General features: G+C 57.8%; 11 protein-coding genes, 3 tRNA genes and 1 pseudogene. 3 read left to right on the forward strand and 12 right to left on the reverse strand.

Annotated elements, in window-relative coordinates; translation table 11 throughout:
• Positions 1 to 289 precede the first annotated feature (289 nt).
• Positions 290 to 979: a trimeric intracellular cation channel family protein gene (locus tag DXC90_RS03595; protein ID WP_233502136.1), complete on the forward strand. Its 690-nt coding sequence runs from the start codon at positions 290 to 292 to the stop codon at positions 977 to 979.
• A gap of 106 nt (positions 980 to 1085) precedes the next feature.
• Positions 1086 to 2231: a polymer-forming cytoskeletal protein gene (locus DXC90_RS03600; protein ID WP_117734801.1), complete on the forward strand. Its 1146-nt coding sequence runs from the start codon at positions 1086 to 1088 to the stop codon at positions 2229 to 2231.
• Between the two features lie 127 nt (positions 2232 to 2358).
• Here the strand turns inward: DXC90_RS03600 and typA are convergent, their stop codons facing one another.
• The 9 genes from typA to DXC90_RS03645 all read right to left on the reverse strand — a co-directional run bounded on the left by typA (position 2359) and on the right by DXC90_RS03645 (position 8705).
• The gene (gene typA / locus DXC90_RS03605) at positions 2359 to 4197 is read right to left on the reverse strand and encodes a translational GTPase TypA (RefSeq protein ID WP_117734802.1); all 1839 of its coding nucleotides are present in this window, start codon (positions 4195 to 4197) and stop codon (positions 2359 to 2361) included.
• 117 nt (positions 4198 to 4314) lie between these two features.
• Positions 4315 to 4764, reverse strand: a complete 450-nt coding sequence (locus tag DXC90_RS03610; protein WP_117734803.1) for a hypothetical protein — start codon at positions 4762 to 4764, stop codon at positions 4315 to 4317.
• A gap of 30 nt (positions 4765 to 4794) precedes the next feature.
• Entirely contained in the window at positions 4795 to 5184 is a 390-nt protein-coding gene (locus tag DXC90_RS03615) for a hypothetical protein (protein WP_117734804.1), read from the reverse strand.
• Positions 5185 to 5685: a bifunctional nuclease family protein gene (locus tag DXC90_RS03620; protein ID WP_117734805.1), complete on the reverse strand. Its 501-nt coding sequence runs from the start codon at positions 5683 to 5685 to the stop codon at positions 5185 to 5187.
• A 186-nt stretch (positions 5686 to 5871) separates the two neighbouring features.
• Positions 5872 to 5948 (reverse strand) — tRNA-Ile (locus DXC90_RS03625).
• Between the two features lie 4 nt (positions 5949 to 5952).
• Positions 5953 to 6028, reverse strand: a tRNA-Ala gene (locus DXC90_RS03630).
• Positions 6029 to 6095: 67 nt separating this feature from the next.
• Positions 6096 to 6172, reverse strand: a tRNA-Ile gene (locus tag DXC90_RS03635).
• A 10-nt stretch (positions 6173 to 6182) separates the two neighbouring features.
• Positions 6183 to 7256: a VanZ family protein gene (locus tag DXC90_RS09700; RefSeq protein WP_233502137.1), complete on the reverse strand. Its 1074-nt coding sequence runs from the start codon at positions 7254 to 7256 to the stop codon at positions 6183 to 6185.
• Between the two features lie 237 nt (positions 7257 to 7493).
• Positions 7494 to 8705, reverse strand: coding sequence for a Fic family protein (locus DXC90_RS03645; RefSeq protein ID WP_117734806.1), 1212 nt, complete (start codon positions 8703 to 8705; stop codon positions 7494 to 7496).
• A gap of 330 nt (positions 8706 to 9035) precedes the next feature.
• Here DXC90_RS03645 and DXC90_RS03650 point away from each other — a divergent pair, with 330 nt between their 5' ends.
• Entirely contained in the window at positions 9036 to 9629 is a 594-nt protein-coding gene (locus tag DXC90_RS03650; protein ID WP_117734807.1) for a hypothetical protein, read from the forward strand.
• A 332-nt stretch (positions 9630 to 9961) separates the two neighbouring features.
• Here DXC90_RS03650 and DXC90_RS03660 read toward each other — a convergent pair whose 3' ends face one another.
• The 3 genes and pseudogenes from DXC90_RS03660 to gyrA all read right to left on the reverse strand — a co-directional run bounded on the left by DXC90_RS03660 (position 9962) and on the right by gyrA (position 15664).
• Positions 9962 to 11614 carry an RNA-binding domain-containing protein gene (locus DXC90_RS03660; RefSeq protein WP_117734808.1) on the reverse strand — a complete coding sequence of 551 codons (1653 nt, stop codon included), beginning with the start codon at positions 11612 to 11614 and terminating at the stop codon, positions 9962 to 9964.
• Positions 11615 to 12676: 1062 nt separating this feature from the next.
• Positions 12677 to 12901 (reverse strand): annotated as a pseudogene (locus DXC90_RS03665) (dTDP-glucose 4,6-dehydratase); the annotation flags it as partial.
• Between the two features lie 12 nt (positions 12902 to 12913).
• Positions 12914 to 15664, reverse strand: coding sequence for a DNA gyrase subunit A (gyrA, locus tag DXC90_RS03670; protein WP_199406615.1), 2751 nt, complete (start codon positions 15662 to 15664; stop codon positions 12914 to 12916).
• Between the last annotated feature and the right edge of the window lie 35 nt (positions 15665 to 15699).

A 15699-nucleotide genomic window follows, 5' to 3' on the forward strand; every position in this document is an offset into this window, starting at 1 on the left:
TCTGAGCCGGTATCCAACTCTTATGTCCGTTGAAGTGGGGAAATATACCGGATGTGAGTAAATCAACTCATTCATGCTGTGGGCCCAATCCAAACATGTACGTCAGCCTCCAAAGATGCCGAAAAATGTCGTTTTTGGAGGGTGACGTACATGTTTTGGACCCCTGACATTCCAGCAATGCCACGCCCGCGCCCAGTCCCTACCGTTTGCCGAGCAATAAGGTCTCAATCGCCGTCAACCATGTACTATGTACGGGCATTGTTCAAACCTACAACTCAAAGGACCCATCTTGCCCGTCGCCGCCGCTATGACCATTACTTCACATGCTTCGGATGCCATGGTCGCTATCCCATTTTGGCTCGAGATGTTCGCCGTTGTCGCGGCATCGATCTCGGGCGTGCTGGTCGCGCGCGAGCACAAGCTCGATCTGGTGGGCGCGGTCGCGCTCGCAGTGGTCTGCGGTCTGGGCGGCGGTCTCTTGCGCGATATGACGCTCCAGGTCGGCAACGTGTATATCCTCAACCAACCAATGGCGTTACCGCTCTCCATCGCCACGGCGGCCATCATCTATATCTTCCCGGCAATCGTCGATAAGCCCGACAAGCTCATTCCCCTGCTCGACATCATCTCGGTCGGCATTTATGCGGCCACCGGCGCGGACAAGGCGCTGGTCTACGGCTTTGCGCCCGCCGTATGCATCATGATGGGCTTCTTCACCGCAGTGGGCGGCGGCATGCTGCGCGACGGCTTTATGGGCGTGGTGCCGGGCATTTTCCAACGCACTAACTTTTATGCCATCGCGGCCATCGCCGGATCGACAAGCTATGTAGGCCTCGTCATGAGCGGGCTCATGAGCAATGTCGCGGCGCTGGTCGTATGCGTCATCGTGACCATGGGGCTGCGTTGGCTATCGCTGCGCTTTGACATCAAAAGCCCAACCGAAGACGACATCGCACGCTTTTTGCACCGTAAAAAGTAGGTAGCACGGCCCAGCCCTTCGAAATGCAACCGGCAGGTTCTTTTAGAGCGCTTGCGCATTGGGTACCCTGTTAGATACCTGTCGAGTATCTAACGAAGGATTCACTATGCCTTACAACCAAGTACCGTCAACCCGGCGCCGCAAAGCGCGGAGTCACATCGCTATCCTATTCGCGCTGATTGCGCTCGCGCTCACCGCACTCCCCACGGCATCGTTCGCCAGCACCGACACCGCGGGAAACGTGCTCGCGACCGAAGTTGACTCAACTCCGTCGGGTGTCGAAGGCGACCTGTACTGGGCCGGCCAAAGCCTCAACCTAGACGACGCCTCCATCGGCCGCGATATTATCGCGGCGGGCGAGAGCCTGTCGATTCGCGACTGCACCGTAGGCGGCGCCGTTCGCCTGGCGGCGCGTACCATCGATATCGCCAAAACCACAATCGATGGCAGCGTCACGGTGGCCGGCCAGCACGTCGTCCTCAACACCGGCAGTACTGCCAACTGTTTTTACGCGGCGGGCGAGACGGTCGCCCTGCGTGGCTCTGCCAAATCGGCGGCGCTCGCCGGCGACACCGTTACCATTGACGGCACCGTCGATGGCGATGTTGAGGTCTGGGCCGACAAGCTCATCCTGGGCAAAAACGCCCGCATCACCGGCACGGTGAACGCCCACGTCTCACAGGATCCCGAGCGGACAGAGGGTGCCCAGGTTGGAGCCCTCAAGATCGACCGAACCGAAAACGAGGACACCTCTACGGTCAATGACATTATCGGCGGCATCGTTGCCGCGGCGCTTTCCACCTGCTTTGTCGCCATCCTGCTTGAGCTTGTCTTTCCGCGCGCAACCGCCAGCGCCGCCGGCATGCTGCATCAGCGTCCCACGCCGCTGTGGGTAAGCGGTCTTCTGGGCACGGTTGCCGTCATTCCCGCCGTCGTGCTGCTCATCATCTCGATTGCAGGCCTGTCGCTCGCCGGTGCCCTCATGTGCGGCATCATCGGCATCGCCCTGGTCTCGGCGGCATTTACGGGCACCGCGATCGCACGCATGGTCGGACACAACCAGAATCGCTACGCCATGGCCGCCGTGGGCGGTATCGTCGCGGGCGCACTCACGGCACTTCCTCTTATGGGCAACTTTGTCAGCGGTGTAGCCTTCGTCTTCACACTCGGCTACGTCATCCAGATCATCTGGCGCAACGCCCACCTCAAGCCGCAGCAGCCGGCTAACACGCCGGGACTCCCCACCGCCTAACCACCAACCACCACAAAGGGGACAGGCACCTTTGTGGTGGCGCAGGCCGTCTCAATCCACGTGCACCAAAAAGGGCGACGACCATTGCGGTCGACGCCCTTTCATTTAAAGCTATGAAGCCCGGCGCTTATTTGTTGACCTGGCCGGCGCGGACAGCAGCCTTCTTGCGGTCGGTTGCGTTGAGCAGACGCTTGCGCAGGCGAATGTTCTTGGGAGTGATCTCGACCAGCTCGTCGTCGGCGATGTACTCCAGCGCCTCCTCCAGCGAGAAGACACGAGGCGGCACCAGCTGAACGGAGATGTCGGAGGTCGAGGAACGCTGGTTGCCCAGGTTCTTGGTACGGGCGATGTTGACGACCATGTCGCCAGCCTTGCTGCGCTCGCCCACGATCATGCCCTCGTAGCACTCGGTGCCCGGCTCAACGAAGAGCTGGCCGCGCTCCTGCAGCGTACCCAGAGCATAGGCAACGGCCTTCTCAGTGGTCATGGAGATCATGGCACCGTTCTGACGGTTGCCGATCTCGCCGGCGTAGGGACCGTACTCCAGGAAGGTGTGGTAGAACACGCCCTCGCCGTGGGTGACGTTCATGATGCGGTTCTTAAGGCCCATGATGCCACGCGTCGGGATCTTGAACTCGAGATGCGTCACGATGCCCGAGGTATCCATGCTCGTCATGATGCCACCGGAGGTGCCGAAGACCTCAACGACCTTGCCCGAGTACTCGTCCGGGCACTCGACGACGGCCTGCTCGACAGGCTCCATCTTGTTGCCGTTCTCGTCCTTCTTAAACAGAACGCGGGGACGACCGACCTGGAACTCAAAGCCCTCGCGGCGCATGGACTCCATCAGAACGGACAGATGCAGGATGCCGCGGCCCGAGACCTCGACGCCGCTCTTGTCCTCGAGCTCCTCGATCTTCATGGTCACGTTGTTCTCGGCCTCGTTGAACAGGCGCTCCTTAAGCTGACGGGCGCCCACGATGTCGCCGTCGCGGCCGACGAGCGGGGAGGTCGAAGCCTCAAAGACGATGGACAGGGTCGGCGGGTCAATCTCGATGGGCTCGAGCTCGACGGGGTTCTCGGGATCGGTGTAGACATCGCCGATATCGGTGCGGTCAATACCCACGACAGCGGCGATATCGCCGGCGCCGACTTCCTGGCACTCGGTACGGCCCAGGTAGTCGAAGGTAAAGAGCTGCTTGACGGTAGCGGTGGCGCTGGAGCCGTCGTTCTTCACAACCAGAATCTGGTCGCCCTGATGGATGGCGCCGGAATACACGCGACCGATGCCGATACGGCCAACGAAGTTGGAGTGGTCGATGGTCACACACTGCATGGCCAGCGGGGCGTTCTCGTCAACCTCGGGCGCGGGCATGTCGTCGATGATCATGTCGAGCAGCGGGTACATGTCCATGTTGCCGTCCTCAGGGTCATGACGGGCAAAGCCGTTGACGCCGCTGGCGTAGATAACGTGCTCCATGGCAAACTCGAGCTGGTCGTCGGTAGCGCCCAGGTCTGCCATAAGGTCGAGGCAGTCGTTGTAGGCCTTCTCGGGGTTAGCGCCCGGACGATCGATCTTGTTGATGACGATCATGATCTTAAGGCCGGTGTCGATAGCGTGACGCAGCACGAAGCGGGTCTGGGGCATGGGACCCTCAAAAGCGTCGACCAGCAGCAGGGCGCCGTCGGCCATACGCAGCACGCGCTCGACCTCGCCGCCAAAGTCGGCGTGGCCCGGGGTGTCGATGACGTTGATCTTAACGTCCTTGTACTCGATAGAGATGTTCTTGGCGAGAATCGTAATGCCGCGCTCGCGCTCCTGGTCGTTCGAGTCCAGGACGCGGTCCTCGACCTGCTGGTTGGCACGGAAAGCGTCCGTGGCACGCAGGAGCTTGTCGACCATCGTCGTCTTGCCGTGGTCGACGTGGGCGATGATGGCGATGTTCCTCAGATTGTCTACGCGCATGTAGTTCCCCTATCTTCTATCCATATACAAACGGCACGCGTATGCGGCCCGCCCAGCGATACAACGCTCAGCGAGAATATTGAGCCTTTTACCGAAAACTCGTTTATTTTAGCGATTTTAGATAAGAGGGGTTTCCTCACCTGCAGGTTCAGGGTCGCTCCACATAAAACCATCGCCGGCACCCATGCCCTCATACAGCACGTATGCCGAAAAACCGCTCTCGAGCGTGGTTTCGAAGAAGCTCACGAGCAGGGCGTCGTGATAGCCGCCGTCAATCTCGACGCAGCCGGTATAGCCGATAGCATAGCGGGCGATACGGCCCAGGCCCTCGTCCTTAAGACCCATCTTGTGCTCGGAGATAAAGTTGGTGGCAGCCTCCAGGCATGCCTCCTCGCCATCCTCGTCGAGCGCGGCAAGATAACGGTTGGAAGTGGCGTCCTCAATTGCCACAACCACGCCAGGGTTTTCGCCCGCGGCCAGGTCGTCCAAGAAGGCGCCAATCAGATCGCACACCATGGCGTCGAGCTCGGCGGAGACGTTACCGGCGTCCTGCATATCCTGTGCCATCTTTAGACCTTCCCATCGAGTCCGGAGTCGTTACAGTTCCTGTGCCTCGGCGGCGATCTTGGCGGCAGCGTCGCGGGCGCGCATCATATCCATCGCGCGCTTGTCGAGCACCTTGATCTGACTGGTCAGCATCACCGCGTCGACCACGCCCCAGATCACCAGGCCCGTAGAGATCGAAAACCCAAGCGCACCAACTGTACCACGAAGGCGCGAGCAGATTGCCGCGACAAGGGCGGAGATGACGACCATCTTGATAAACGAGCCGCGGCGCTCGCGAAGCGTGCGGGCCTGCGTCACATAGGCAATGCGAGCCGCCTCAAAAGCCTCTGAGCGCATCTGGGCTTCACGCGCGATGGCGGCCGCCTCGGCCGACATGCCGCCGGCCATCAGCGAACGCTCCGCAACCTGGACGCCCCGCATTTAGAAGTCATCGGGGGAGAGCGTATGGACGAACTCGTCGAACTTCTCGAACTCCCGCTCGTCGTCGACTTCCTCGGCGTGGGTAGAAAGAGTGCCCAGGCGATTCATGATGTCGTCCTCCACAAACATGGGAGCATTGCTGCGCACGGCAAGGGCAATGGCATCACTGGGGCGGGCGTCGATCTTACGCTCCTCGCCATCGGCCAGCACGACGATCGTCGCGTAAAACACCGGCGGCTCGGCGCGGACGATCTCGATGCGCTCGAGTTTGGCGCCCAGGGCGCCAACAGTATCGAGCAGCAGGTCATGGGTAATCGGGCGCTCGGCGCGGCCGCTATCGATGCCGCGGCTGATGGCAGCAGCTTCAAACGAACCAGTCTGAATGGAAAGGGAACGCAGCGGCGCGGGCGAGTCCGATTTGCTGCAGCGCTCGCGAAGCACGATAAGCGATGGCACGGGACCGGCGGCCATGACGATGGTCTCTATGTCGACACGAACCATGGAACACCTCCGGTACGTAGCGATTAACACACGGCATCTTCGCCGCATTGAATAGCTATACTACCCAATCTTTCGCACAGCACACAAAATTAAAGTAGTTAATTAGGGACGGGGCTTTTTTGACTACTTTCAGTAGGTAAGAAAAGAGCCCCGAGGCAATTGCCCCGAGGCTCTTCACAGTTTTGATGGTGGACCTGACAAGATTCGAACTTGTGACCTCCCGGTTATCAGCCGGACGCTCTAACCAACTGAGCTACAGGTCCATCATGGTGGAGGTTAGGGGGATCGAACCCCTGACCTCAGGCTTGCAAAGCCCGCGCTCTCCCAGCTGAGCTAAACCCCCACGGAGACAGTAATAAACACCCCAGCGGCGACTCGGCTCTCGCTGGGGTGTTTATTGCGAAAGAAAGTGGTGGACCTGACAAGATTCGAACTTGTGACCTCCCGGTTATCAGCCGGACGCTCTAACCAACTGAGCTACAGGTCCATCGCGGGGATTAATATAGCCCAGAGGTCGGTGGCGCGTCAACAACTTTTTTTTCAAATTTGTTTTGAAAAATGAGGCGGTACACGAATGAGCCAATACTCCAAGCTATAAAGACGCAGGTAACAGCCGTGATGTAGCCTGAGGCATCCAGAAACAAATCGAGCTTGTCGAAGTGACGACCAGGCACATACAGCTTGTGATACTGGTCGGCAAACGACGCCGCCGCGCAGGCCAGGATAGTCAGGGCGTACATGAGCCACGTTCTCCATATACGAATGTGGCCTCGACGGCTGCGACGGTGCGCCCATCCAGACATCCAGGCGAGCACGTTGAGGGCTATCACTCCGCCCAAAATGGCAAATTCGACCACGTGCGCCTGCTGGCGAACGGATAGACCATGGTTAGAGAACTTCACAGAAAGCAGCAGGATGTGAGCGGCCGTCCATTTGATTGGATCGTCCTCGAAGGCCGGAATCAGCCCAGCCTGCACCAAATAGGCCCCATGTTCGGCAAGCGAGCCCGCGCCGGAGGACAGGGCGGATGTGTCTGCGACCGACTGCTCTGTAAGGTAGTAGACGGTCATCGCCCCGAAAACAAGCAGGCCGAGGCACAAGATACGCGCGATCCAGCGGAGCGCAGATGCGCCGCGGCGAGGCTGAGGCTCGGCGAGCTGCTGAGACGTCTTGCGTGTGGGGCGCTCGGGTTTTGCCGGAGACGGGTCATAGGTGTCAGGATCGTAGGCCGACGGATATGGCTGCTGACCACGCTGCCCATATGCTGCCTGATCTGCAGGAAGATTCTGCCGAGATGTGGGCGGGCGACGCATTTGCACCGTTGGAGCATCCTGCATGATGCGGTGTTGTGGAGCCGTGCTGCCTGGCGATGCAACCTGGCCGTCCTGAACATTAGGAGACTCGTAGGGGCTCGGCTGCGGAGTCGCTGCTTGAGGGCTGGTGTATGGATCAGGCTGCAGCCCCGCAGGCCAAGAATCTGCGTAGGGGTTATTCACCACCGTCTTGTCGGCAGACGGGTAATCGCCAGATGGCGCATTTTCGTTTTGAAACGGGTAATCGTTGTTGGGCATGTTGACCCCCTTCCAAACGCCATCATTTTCCTACGGTTTTATTCCAAGCGCGGAAACTCAACGGAATGGGCATGAGGAGAAATGCGCGCAACACGCGATCCCACTTTATAAAGGTTCGATTACAGGGCCCTCTCCACACCCTGCAGTAAACCCCTTAAAAGAAAGAATTGACGATTTCTTTCTTTTAAGGGACTCCTGTTTGACCCATCTGAAAGAGGGGCACGTTTCTTTTTTCCGTTACCCAATGCCCAAAAGCTCGGCACCCACATCCGTCAACTTATAAATAGGAGGTCGCTGTGAGACCCTAGACATTAACTCCAGCCTCTCAAGCTCTTTCGCGCAGTTTCGAGCCGTCGGCAGTGATACATCCAGGTATTCTCGCAGCCCATCGAGCCTGATTTCCCCAAAAATGCTGTAAAGATGAATCTGCGCCGCGTAACAAAGCGCCTCGAGCTGCCTCTTGCTGAACTCCCCTTCCAGATTATGCACGCACTCAAATAGGCCATCTAGAGCGCGCTTCTTCTCCTCAAGATTCGCGATGAGCCCATCTTGCGCGTCCGAAATCAAATCCAGAATAGCAATGACGAAGCTTGTTGCATCCGATCTGTTTAATGGGCGCTCGACCGCATCGAATGCGCGATAATACGTTGCCTTGTTTTCTGCAATCACGCGAGATAACGATAGAACGGTCGGCTGAGACAGCGGTCTGCTCAACTGCAAAGCAAGCAGATACCTGCCGGTTCTTCCATTGCCATCAAAGAAGGGGTGAATATAACCGAACAGAAAGTGACACAGTGCCGCAGCATACAGCTCGGGAATGTCCTCACGTTGAGAAAGGCCGAGCCACGCGCTCATCATCTCTTCGATTTTCTGAGGCGGGTAAACCCCTTTGTGGACTGTCTTCCCATGCTGATTGAGTATCTCGACCGGCCCGGACCGAAACAGACCATCCCCCGGTAGGTCTTCGGGGGATATCGCATCCGCAACTACCGAGTCGTATATCCGCCTGATGTCTTGCAGCGATTGGGGCATAGGTGGATTGTTGCTCAAATTAAGATACAACTGAGCAAACTCAACAAAGGGTGCATGAGCCGACTTGTCGTTGGCGGCGAGAGCCTCCTCAATCTGACGCCGGGTACTGTGCACACCCTCAATCTCATTGCTATACACAACCTCATCCATAATGAGGGAGCGAACGTAGGCACCCAAGGCAACGATAGGCAGGTCCCTCCAAAGGGCAGACACCCTTCTCTCCTTGCGAAGCACTTGTTCCGTGTTATAGAGCAGCTCATGGGGCACAGACAGAAACATCTCGCCCGATTCGAGCTCAATTCCAGTTCTATAGGTCGATTCGCTATTGAATCTAGACGTATACAGTTCTTCGACATTTGCATATCGATCGGACGAAGCGTCCGCATAGAAAGTTTTTTCGAGAGTACAGTATGCCATCAATCCTCCCTACTTTTTTCTTTTACGGTAACAGGAAGTGCTTATAAAAGAAAGAAATCGCCGTTTTTTTCTTTTATAAGATTAAATCTACCCCAAGATAAAAGAAGCGTTTTTTCGCGTTTACACCGTTTGAATCGCAGACGAGCCGACCTCTTTCCACAATGAATATCACTCTCTTCGGCAGCGGCCCCACTCACATTGGCAATATGTCCAACCTCAACAGAGTTCAGACGCACCCCAGCAGGGGTCGACCGAAAACGTCACACGATATGTACGCCCTCTACACTTGGGCAGAATCAATAAATACCGACGACAAGGAAGTAATATCACATGGAGCTTTTTAGCGCGCTCGGAGCCAATATCGACCACCGAAATCTAATTCAACTTGACGGAACCTCCCCCTCGCAACATGCTCTATATGAGAGAAGTCCGGTATTCAGTGACACCACCACAAGCTCGCTCTCCAGGAAACTTGATTTGGAAAGCGACGATCGAAAGCGTCTGGAACTTTGGAAGCACTTTTGGCTCGAGTATATTGATTCCTTTGACACACTAGCAACCGTACGCCCCGACTCCGTCGCAACCGCCTATCTAGGTGGACATGCAGTTGAACTTGGGTTTAAGTATCTCCTGCTCGCCAAAACCAACTCCTTCATTAGAACCCACAACCTCGGTGTTCTTGCCGAGAAGGTCAATAACGCATATAGCCCGCTACCGGCGTATTGCGATTGGATTGTCGATTTCTGCACGTTATACCAAAAGTGCGTTGAGGAGGGACACATTGAATACTTTCGGTATCCAGAATACGGCGGTGCGGAAGGCAGCTCCCTATTCAAAGGCATGAAGTTGGACATTCACTGGATTTCATACAACCTCGCGCTGATTACGCTCAAGCTATTACATCTTGCAGGAATAGAAAGATAATTGCGTCGAGGTCCGCTTTGAAGAACTCGAAGTCGGGCCACATCCCTCCGGAAGAACTTGTCCTTCATGTGGCCGAAGACCTGCTCCATGGCGCCGTCGTCGATGCAGTTACCCTTCCGGGGCATGCTCTGCTCAATTCTCAATGACCACGGCACTCAGGAAGCGGTGGTCATTCGGACCACATCTTAGTGAACATCAACAGTGACTACACCGTCAGCTATGAGCCTTTTGAGACGACATCTAACATCACCCCATCTATATCGGACTATCTCTGTGGTATCGATATAGATGTCAGAGTTCCAGATATAGTTCGATATAGATATTGAGCCCCACTACTGGGAGCTCAGGACGTAATGGGCGTCCGGACCGCGTTTTGCCGACTTAAGCTCTCCAGCCTTGATCAACTTCCGAATTTCATAGTAAGCAACATCGGGATTAACGTGAAGGAGCTCCGCCACATCCTGCTTGGTCACACGCCCCTGTTCCCGCGCCAGTCTTAAAATGAGTTCTGGATAGCGGATCGAATCGATGTCCGCCTGACGTACATACTCCTTAACTCTTCCCGTGCGCTTATATACTTTTGAGCTCATACGGTATTCCCTATGCGCCGCCGAGCCAACTGCCTCAACCAGACCAGACTCGACCAGCAGCTCTACCGTCTGGATGAGTTGAGCCTTTCGAACGTCAACATGCTCTGTCAGCACCTCAATCGTAGCTCGACGCAGGCGCTTGAGCGCATCGAGGACAAGCAGGGTCTGCAGGGGAAGCGGCGCAGATCTCTTCTCCGACTCTTCCGCAATGAGCTTGATGAATTCCTGGTCCGGCTTGCTGCGCGCAATAAACAGGCTGACGCCCGTCGAACCGGATTCGGAATAATCCGGGAGAGGCCTGCCCGAAAGCAGGGAGCCTTCATAGATTCGGTCGATCCCTCGCCCGGTTCGCTCTGCGAGGCCGATGCGCTTAAGGGCGTCCATGAGACTCGGATTTCTTCCATGGGGATCGGCAGTGAGAAGGTTATCGATCGATATGCCTTCGATAAAACCGCCCGGATTCGAAATGGTTAAACCCGTGTCGTCAATCAGAACGCGGACCCTACCCAACATCGAGTAATCCCTGTGCCCGAATGCGTTTACAAGCGCCTCGCGAATTGCGCGGCCGTTAAACGTTTCAATCGGATCGCTGAACAACCCCAAAGATACTTCGGTGACGGGATTCCACGGTATGATCGCCTCGGAGACCTGCTCGATAGTGCGGAGCAGGGGGCCTTTATAGGTAAGGTTTACCCTCACATTCGTGCCCTCCAGCACCTGAAGGGTCGCCTCGGAAGTGGGGACGGCCTTGGCAAGAACATCTTCGCGGCCGATCATCAACAGTCCCGTCAAAGTTGGAATTGTTTGGTCTCCAACGGTTGCGACAAACCCCAACGCCCTCTCAAGATCCTCATCGTCGAGCTCTAGAAGCGATTTATCGCTGTTATTGTATTTCCGCACAACATTACGAAGATTTTCCATCGCCAACGGATCAAAATCTTCACGCGTAGTATCCGGGACGGGCTGGGCGGAGTAATCCAAGCGACCAAGGTCGGAGAGGCGGGTCGATATCTCGTACGGATACATTGGTATGCTCTCAGGTTCGCCGTTGGCCTTGAGACGCCGGCGCAGGATACGCCCCTGGGCGGAAGCGATGACGCTCGTGGAACGCGGAACCTCTATTCGAGTAATGTACTTTTCGTCTTCCACAAGGACGACCGTTCGCACGGAGACAGAAGGCACTGTCTTGTTCGCAATCATGGCGCTCATCTGCAACGGGTCTCGATGTTGAGGCTGAGCACCGGTGAGCGTTCCGTCGTCCTCGACACCAATGTACAGCTCCCCTCCATCGGTGTTGGAGAGGGCAACCACCTCATCTACGATGACATTTTCGGAGATGGTCTTACGATCGCTCTTAAATTCTACGATTAAAGATTCGCGCTGCGGGACACTCATATCCAACTCCTTATATCTGAATCTGTATCAGATTATATCTGTAATCAGATATATATATCGATAGTATAGATATAGTTTGATATATCGCCTCACGACGGGGCATATTCCAGCAATTAATTCCAAATTCCTCGGGAACGGCTTTTTTTCGATATCGTGAGACTAGAATGCCCTTTCAAGGACCTAACATGCACGCAATATGAATGGAGACGGCATGACTTGTGATCGACTCATAGAGTTAGCAGTTCAAATCATAAGCGCGATAGCAACTGCCACAGCGGTCATAGTCGCACTCCGAGACTCTCATCGCGCAAGAAATGTACACGATGAAGATATGCGGCGGCGCTCAGGTGGAAGGCGTCTCGTGCTGGCTTGAGGATCTCGGGCCCGACGACCACCCATACGACAGCGCTTTCCTATACATGCGGACTGTCTTGTCAAACAAAAGTGAATCTCCGGTTTACAACGTCGTCATAACTTGTGTTGGAATCCAGGGAAGCGGCCCTAAACCTAACGGTGAACTCGCCGGCCCTGACTATGAATGTCGTTCTTACATATCCGTTCTTCCTCCGGGTTCCTGGTCCACTCTTTTGCCAACTCACGGGCGCGGAATGGGAATTGTTCTTGGCTCAGAGATTGCTTTTACCGACGCCCGTGGCACATCGTGGATCCGTAGGGCGAACGGCCACCTCGAAACAATAGACACCTCTCCGATTAATTTCTATGGGATAAGCCTTCCGATACCATGGGCGACATGCGATCTCGATATATCCGACACCCTGATACACGGTCGGAGATGGGTGTGAATGTTATAGGCATTGGCTCTCCAGGGGGCTGGATAATTGACAATCTTGAAGTGCCGCTGAGGATTAGGACGAATGGCATCGCAAATCGACACGGATGAAGAGGCCGCTCCATGCCTAACCAACCCACGAAATGAGACGCCCCCCATGGACCCGCCATCATTTGGGTCCACGGGGGCATCGTCAAACCAATGGAAGCCTCAGGCGAGACAGGCCCTTTCGGAAGACGCCAGAGAGGCCCGCCGTATTGACGCGGGCGGTCCTACTGCCCCTGAGATTTGTACCTGGCCTCGGTGGCCTCCTTGGCGGAGCGCCGCCGGGCCTCGTTGGCGCGGTACCAGCGGATCGTCCCCGCGAGGCCCGCGGCGAAGTCGGTGTTCCTCGGCTCCCAGCCGAGCTCGCGGCGGAGCTTGGCCGCGTCGATGGCGTAGCGGCGGTCGTGGCCGGGGCGGTCGCGCACCCAGTCGAAGTCGTCCTCGGGGCGGCCGAAGGCCTTCACTTACTCCTCGAGCAGGTCCTCCAGCGCCTCGTCACCAGAGCCGATGTCAACATGGTCGTCATCGGCCGGGGCTTCCATCGCGCCGGCGGCCAGCGGGTCGAGCGACTCCTGGCCCTCGGCAACGGCCGGAACCTTGGCCTTCTTCTTGGCACTCGTCATACGAGCCACAGCGGTGACGCGGTCGCCATCTCCCACGCTCATCATCTTCACACCCTGGGTCGCGCGACCGGTCTGGCTGATCTCGTCGGTCTTGACTCGAATGACCGTCGCGCCTTCCGTCACGATGAACAGCTCGTGCTGCGGGCCCACCGCCTTCATGGCCGCGAGGTTACCCTTACGCTCGGTCATTTGGATGGTGTAGACGCCCTGGCCGCCGCGATTCTGCTCCGGGTAGTCCGCAACCGGCGTGCGTTTGCCGTAGCCGCGCTCGGTAATGACGAACAGATCGCCGTTGCCGTTAGTGACTTCCATGCCCAGAACGCTCACGCCGTCCTTCATACCGATACCGCGAACGCCGCTGGTGTCGCGGCCGGTGGCGCGCACCTGCTCCTCGGAGAACATAATCGCCTTGCCCGCAGTGGTGGCCAGGATGATCTTGTCACCCTCGCGCACGCGGCGCACGTTCAGCAGCGCGTCGTCGTCACGCAGGTTGATAGCGATCAGGCCGTCGCGGCGGCTGCGGTCATATGCGCTCATCACGGTCTTCTTGACCATGCCGCTCTTGGTGGCAAACATCAGGTACTCGTCGGCCGGGAACTCGCGGCAGCTGATGACGCTCGCGATCTTCTCGCCCTCCTCGAAGGGCAGCAGGTTGACGATCGCGGTGCCGCGGGCCTGGCGGGTGCCCACGGGCAGCTCATGCACCTTGAGGCGGTACACCTTGCCGCGCGTCGAGAAGAACAGCACGTATTCATGGGTGCTGGCGATGAACATCTCGTCGATGACGTCGTCTTCCTTGAGGCTCACGCCGGAGACGCCCTTGCCGCCGCGCTTCTGGGCGCGGTAGGCGGCCACCGGGATGCGCTTCACGTAGCCGGTGTGGGTGATGGTCACGACCATGTCCTCGTCGGCGATGAGGTCCTCGACGTCGAGGTCCTTCTCGGCGTGGGTGATCTCGGTGCGGCGCTTGTCGCCAAACTTGCGGGCGATCTCGCGCATCTCCTCCTTGATCACGCCGAGGATCTTCTCCTCGTGCGCAAGCAGATCCTCGTAGTAGGCGATGGCGCGGCGCAGGCCTTCGAGTTCTTCCTCGATCTTGTCGCGCTCCAGGCCGGTGAGGCGGCGGAGCTTCATCTCAAGGATGGCCGTGGTCTGCTCGGGCGTAAACCCAAAGCGCTCGATCAGGCGGCTGCTGGCCTCGGAGTCGGTCTGCGAGGAGCGGATGATGCTAATGACCTCGTCGATATGGTCAAGGGCCATCAGGTAGCCCTCGAGGATATGCGCGCGGGCCTGGGCCTTCTTAAGGTCGAAGCGGGTGCGGCGGGTGACGACGTCGACCTGGTGGTCGATGTAGTGCTGCAGCATCTCGCGCAGGCTCAGGCATTTGGGCACGCCGTTGACAAGCGCCAGGTTGTTGGCGCCGAAGGTCGTCTGCAGCGAGGTGTACTTATACAGGTTGTTGAGCACGACCTGCGGAATGACGCCCTTCTTGAGCTCGATGACCAGACGGATGCCCTTCTGGTTGGACTCATCGCGCATGTCTGAGATGCCCTCGATGCGCTTGTCGTTAACGAGCTGGGCGATCTTCTCCTGCAGGGTGCCCTTGTTGACCATGTAGGGAATCTCGGTAAAGACCAGGCGGCTGCGGCCGGTCTTGGTGGACTCCACATGTGCCTTGGCACGCACGGTAATGGAGCCGCGGCCGGTCTCGTAGCTCTGCTTAATGCCAGCGCTGCCCATGATGATGGCGCCGGTGGGGAAGTCCGGACCGGGCATGATCTGCATGAGTTCGTCGACGGTGGCGTCGGGGTTGTCGATCAGGTAGCAGGTGGCCTCGATCGCCTCGGTGAGGTTATGCGGGGCGATGTTGGTGGCCATGCCGACGGCGATGCCCTGGCTGCCGTTGACCAGCAGGTTGGGGAAGCGCGCAGGCAGCGCCTGGGGCTCGGCGAGCGATTCGTCGTAGTTGGGCTGCCAGTCGACGGTATCCTTCTGCAGGTCGCGCAGAAGCTCCATGGCGGGCTTTGCCAGGCGGCTCTCGGTGTAACGCATGGCCGCCGCGCCGTCGCCATCGATGTTGCCGAAGTTGCCGTGGCCGTCGATGAGCGGCGTGCGCATGGAGAACCACTGCGCCAGGCGAACCATGGCCTCGTAGACCGCGGAATCGCCGTGCGGGTGGTACTTACCGATAACTTCGCCGACCGTCCACGCCGACTTCTTGTGCGGGCGGTTGGGGTAGATGCCGCTCTCGTTCATCGCGTACAGGATGCGGCGGTGCACCGGCTTTAAGCCGTCGCGCACGTCCGGCAGGGCGCGCGCCGTGATGACCGACATCGAATACTCGATAAACGACTGCTTCATCTCGCGACCGAACTCCGAAATCTGGAGCTGGCCGCCGTTGATATCCTCGCCGGCCGAGGCGCCACGGTCGACTTCGCCAAAGCTCTCCTCGAGCTCGGCGTCGTCGTCCTCTTCCTCCTCATCATCGGCATCGGGGTTATAGGCGTCCGGATCGCCGTCCTCGCCCTGCTCAGCACGGGCAAGCAGGCGCTTCAGATCGTCGGGCATACCGGCATCGCCGGCCTCGCCCATACCCTCGTTATTGTTGATATCGTCTGCCACGTTAC

The organism is Collinsella sp. TF09-1AT, from assembly GCF_003436895.1.
In the GTDB taxonomy this organism is placed as follows: Bacteria; Actinomycetota; Coriobacteriia; order Coriobacteriales; family Coriobacteriaceae; genus Collinsella.

Coding starts and splice junctions, on each gene's coding strand:
- DXC90_RS03600 (WP_117734801.1), top strand. CDS start 1,086: ATGCCTTACAACCAAGTACCGTCAACCCGGCGCCGCAAAGCGCGGAGT.
- typA (WP_117734802.1), bottom strand. CDS start 4,197: ATGCGCGTAGACAATCTGAGGAACATCGCCATCATCGCCCACGTCGAC.
- DXC90_RS03610 (WP_117734803.1), bottom strand. CDS start 4,764: ATGGCACAGGATATGCAGGACGCCGGTAACGTCTCCGCCGAGCTCGAC.
- DXC90_RS03615 (WP_117734804.1), bottom strand. CDS start 5,184: ATGCGGGGCGTCCAGGTTGCGGAGCGTTCGCTGATGGCCGGCGGCATG.
- DXC90_RS03620 (WP_117734805.1), bottom strand. CDS start 5,685: ATGGTTCGTGTCGACATAGAGACCATCGTCATGGCCGCCGGTCCCGTG.
- DXC90_RS09700 (WP_233502137.1), bottom strand. CDS start 7,256: ATGCCCAACAACGATTACCCGTTTCAAAACGAAAATGCGCCATCTGGC.
- DXC90_RS03645 (WP_117734806.1), bottom strand. CDS start 8,705: ATGGCATACTGTACTCTCGAAAAAACTTTCTATGCGGACGCTTCGTCC.
- DXC90_RS03650 (WP_117734807.1), top strand. CDS start 9,036: ATGGAGCTTTTTAGCGCGCTCGGAGCCAATATCGACCACCGAAATCTA.
- DXC90_RS03660 (WP_117734808.1), bottom strand. CDS start 11,614: ATGAGTGTCCCGCAGCGCGAATCTTTAATCGTAGAATTTAAGAGCGAT.
- gyrA (WP_199406615.1), bottom strand. CDS start 15,664: ATGGGCGAGGCCGGCGATGCCGGTATGCCCGACGATCTGAAGCGCCTG.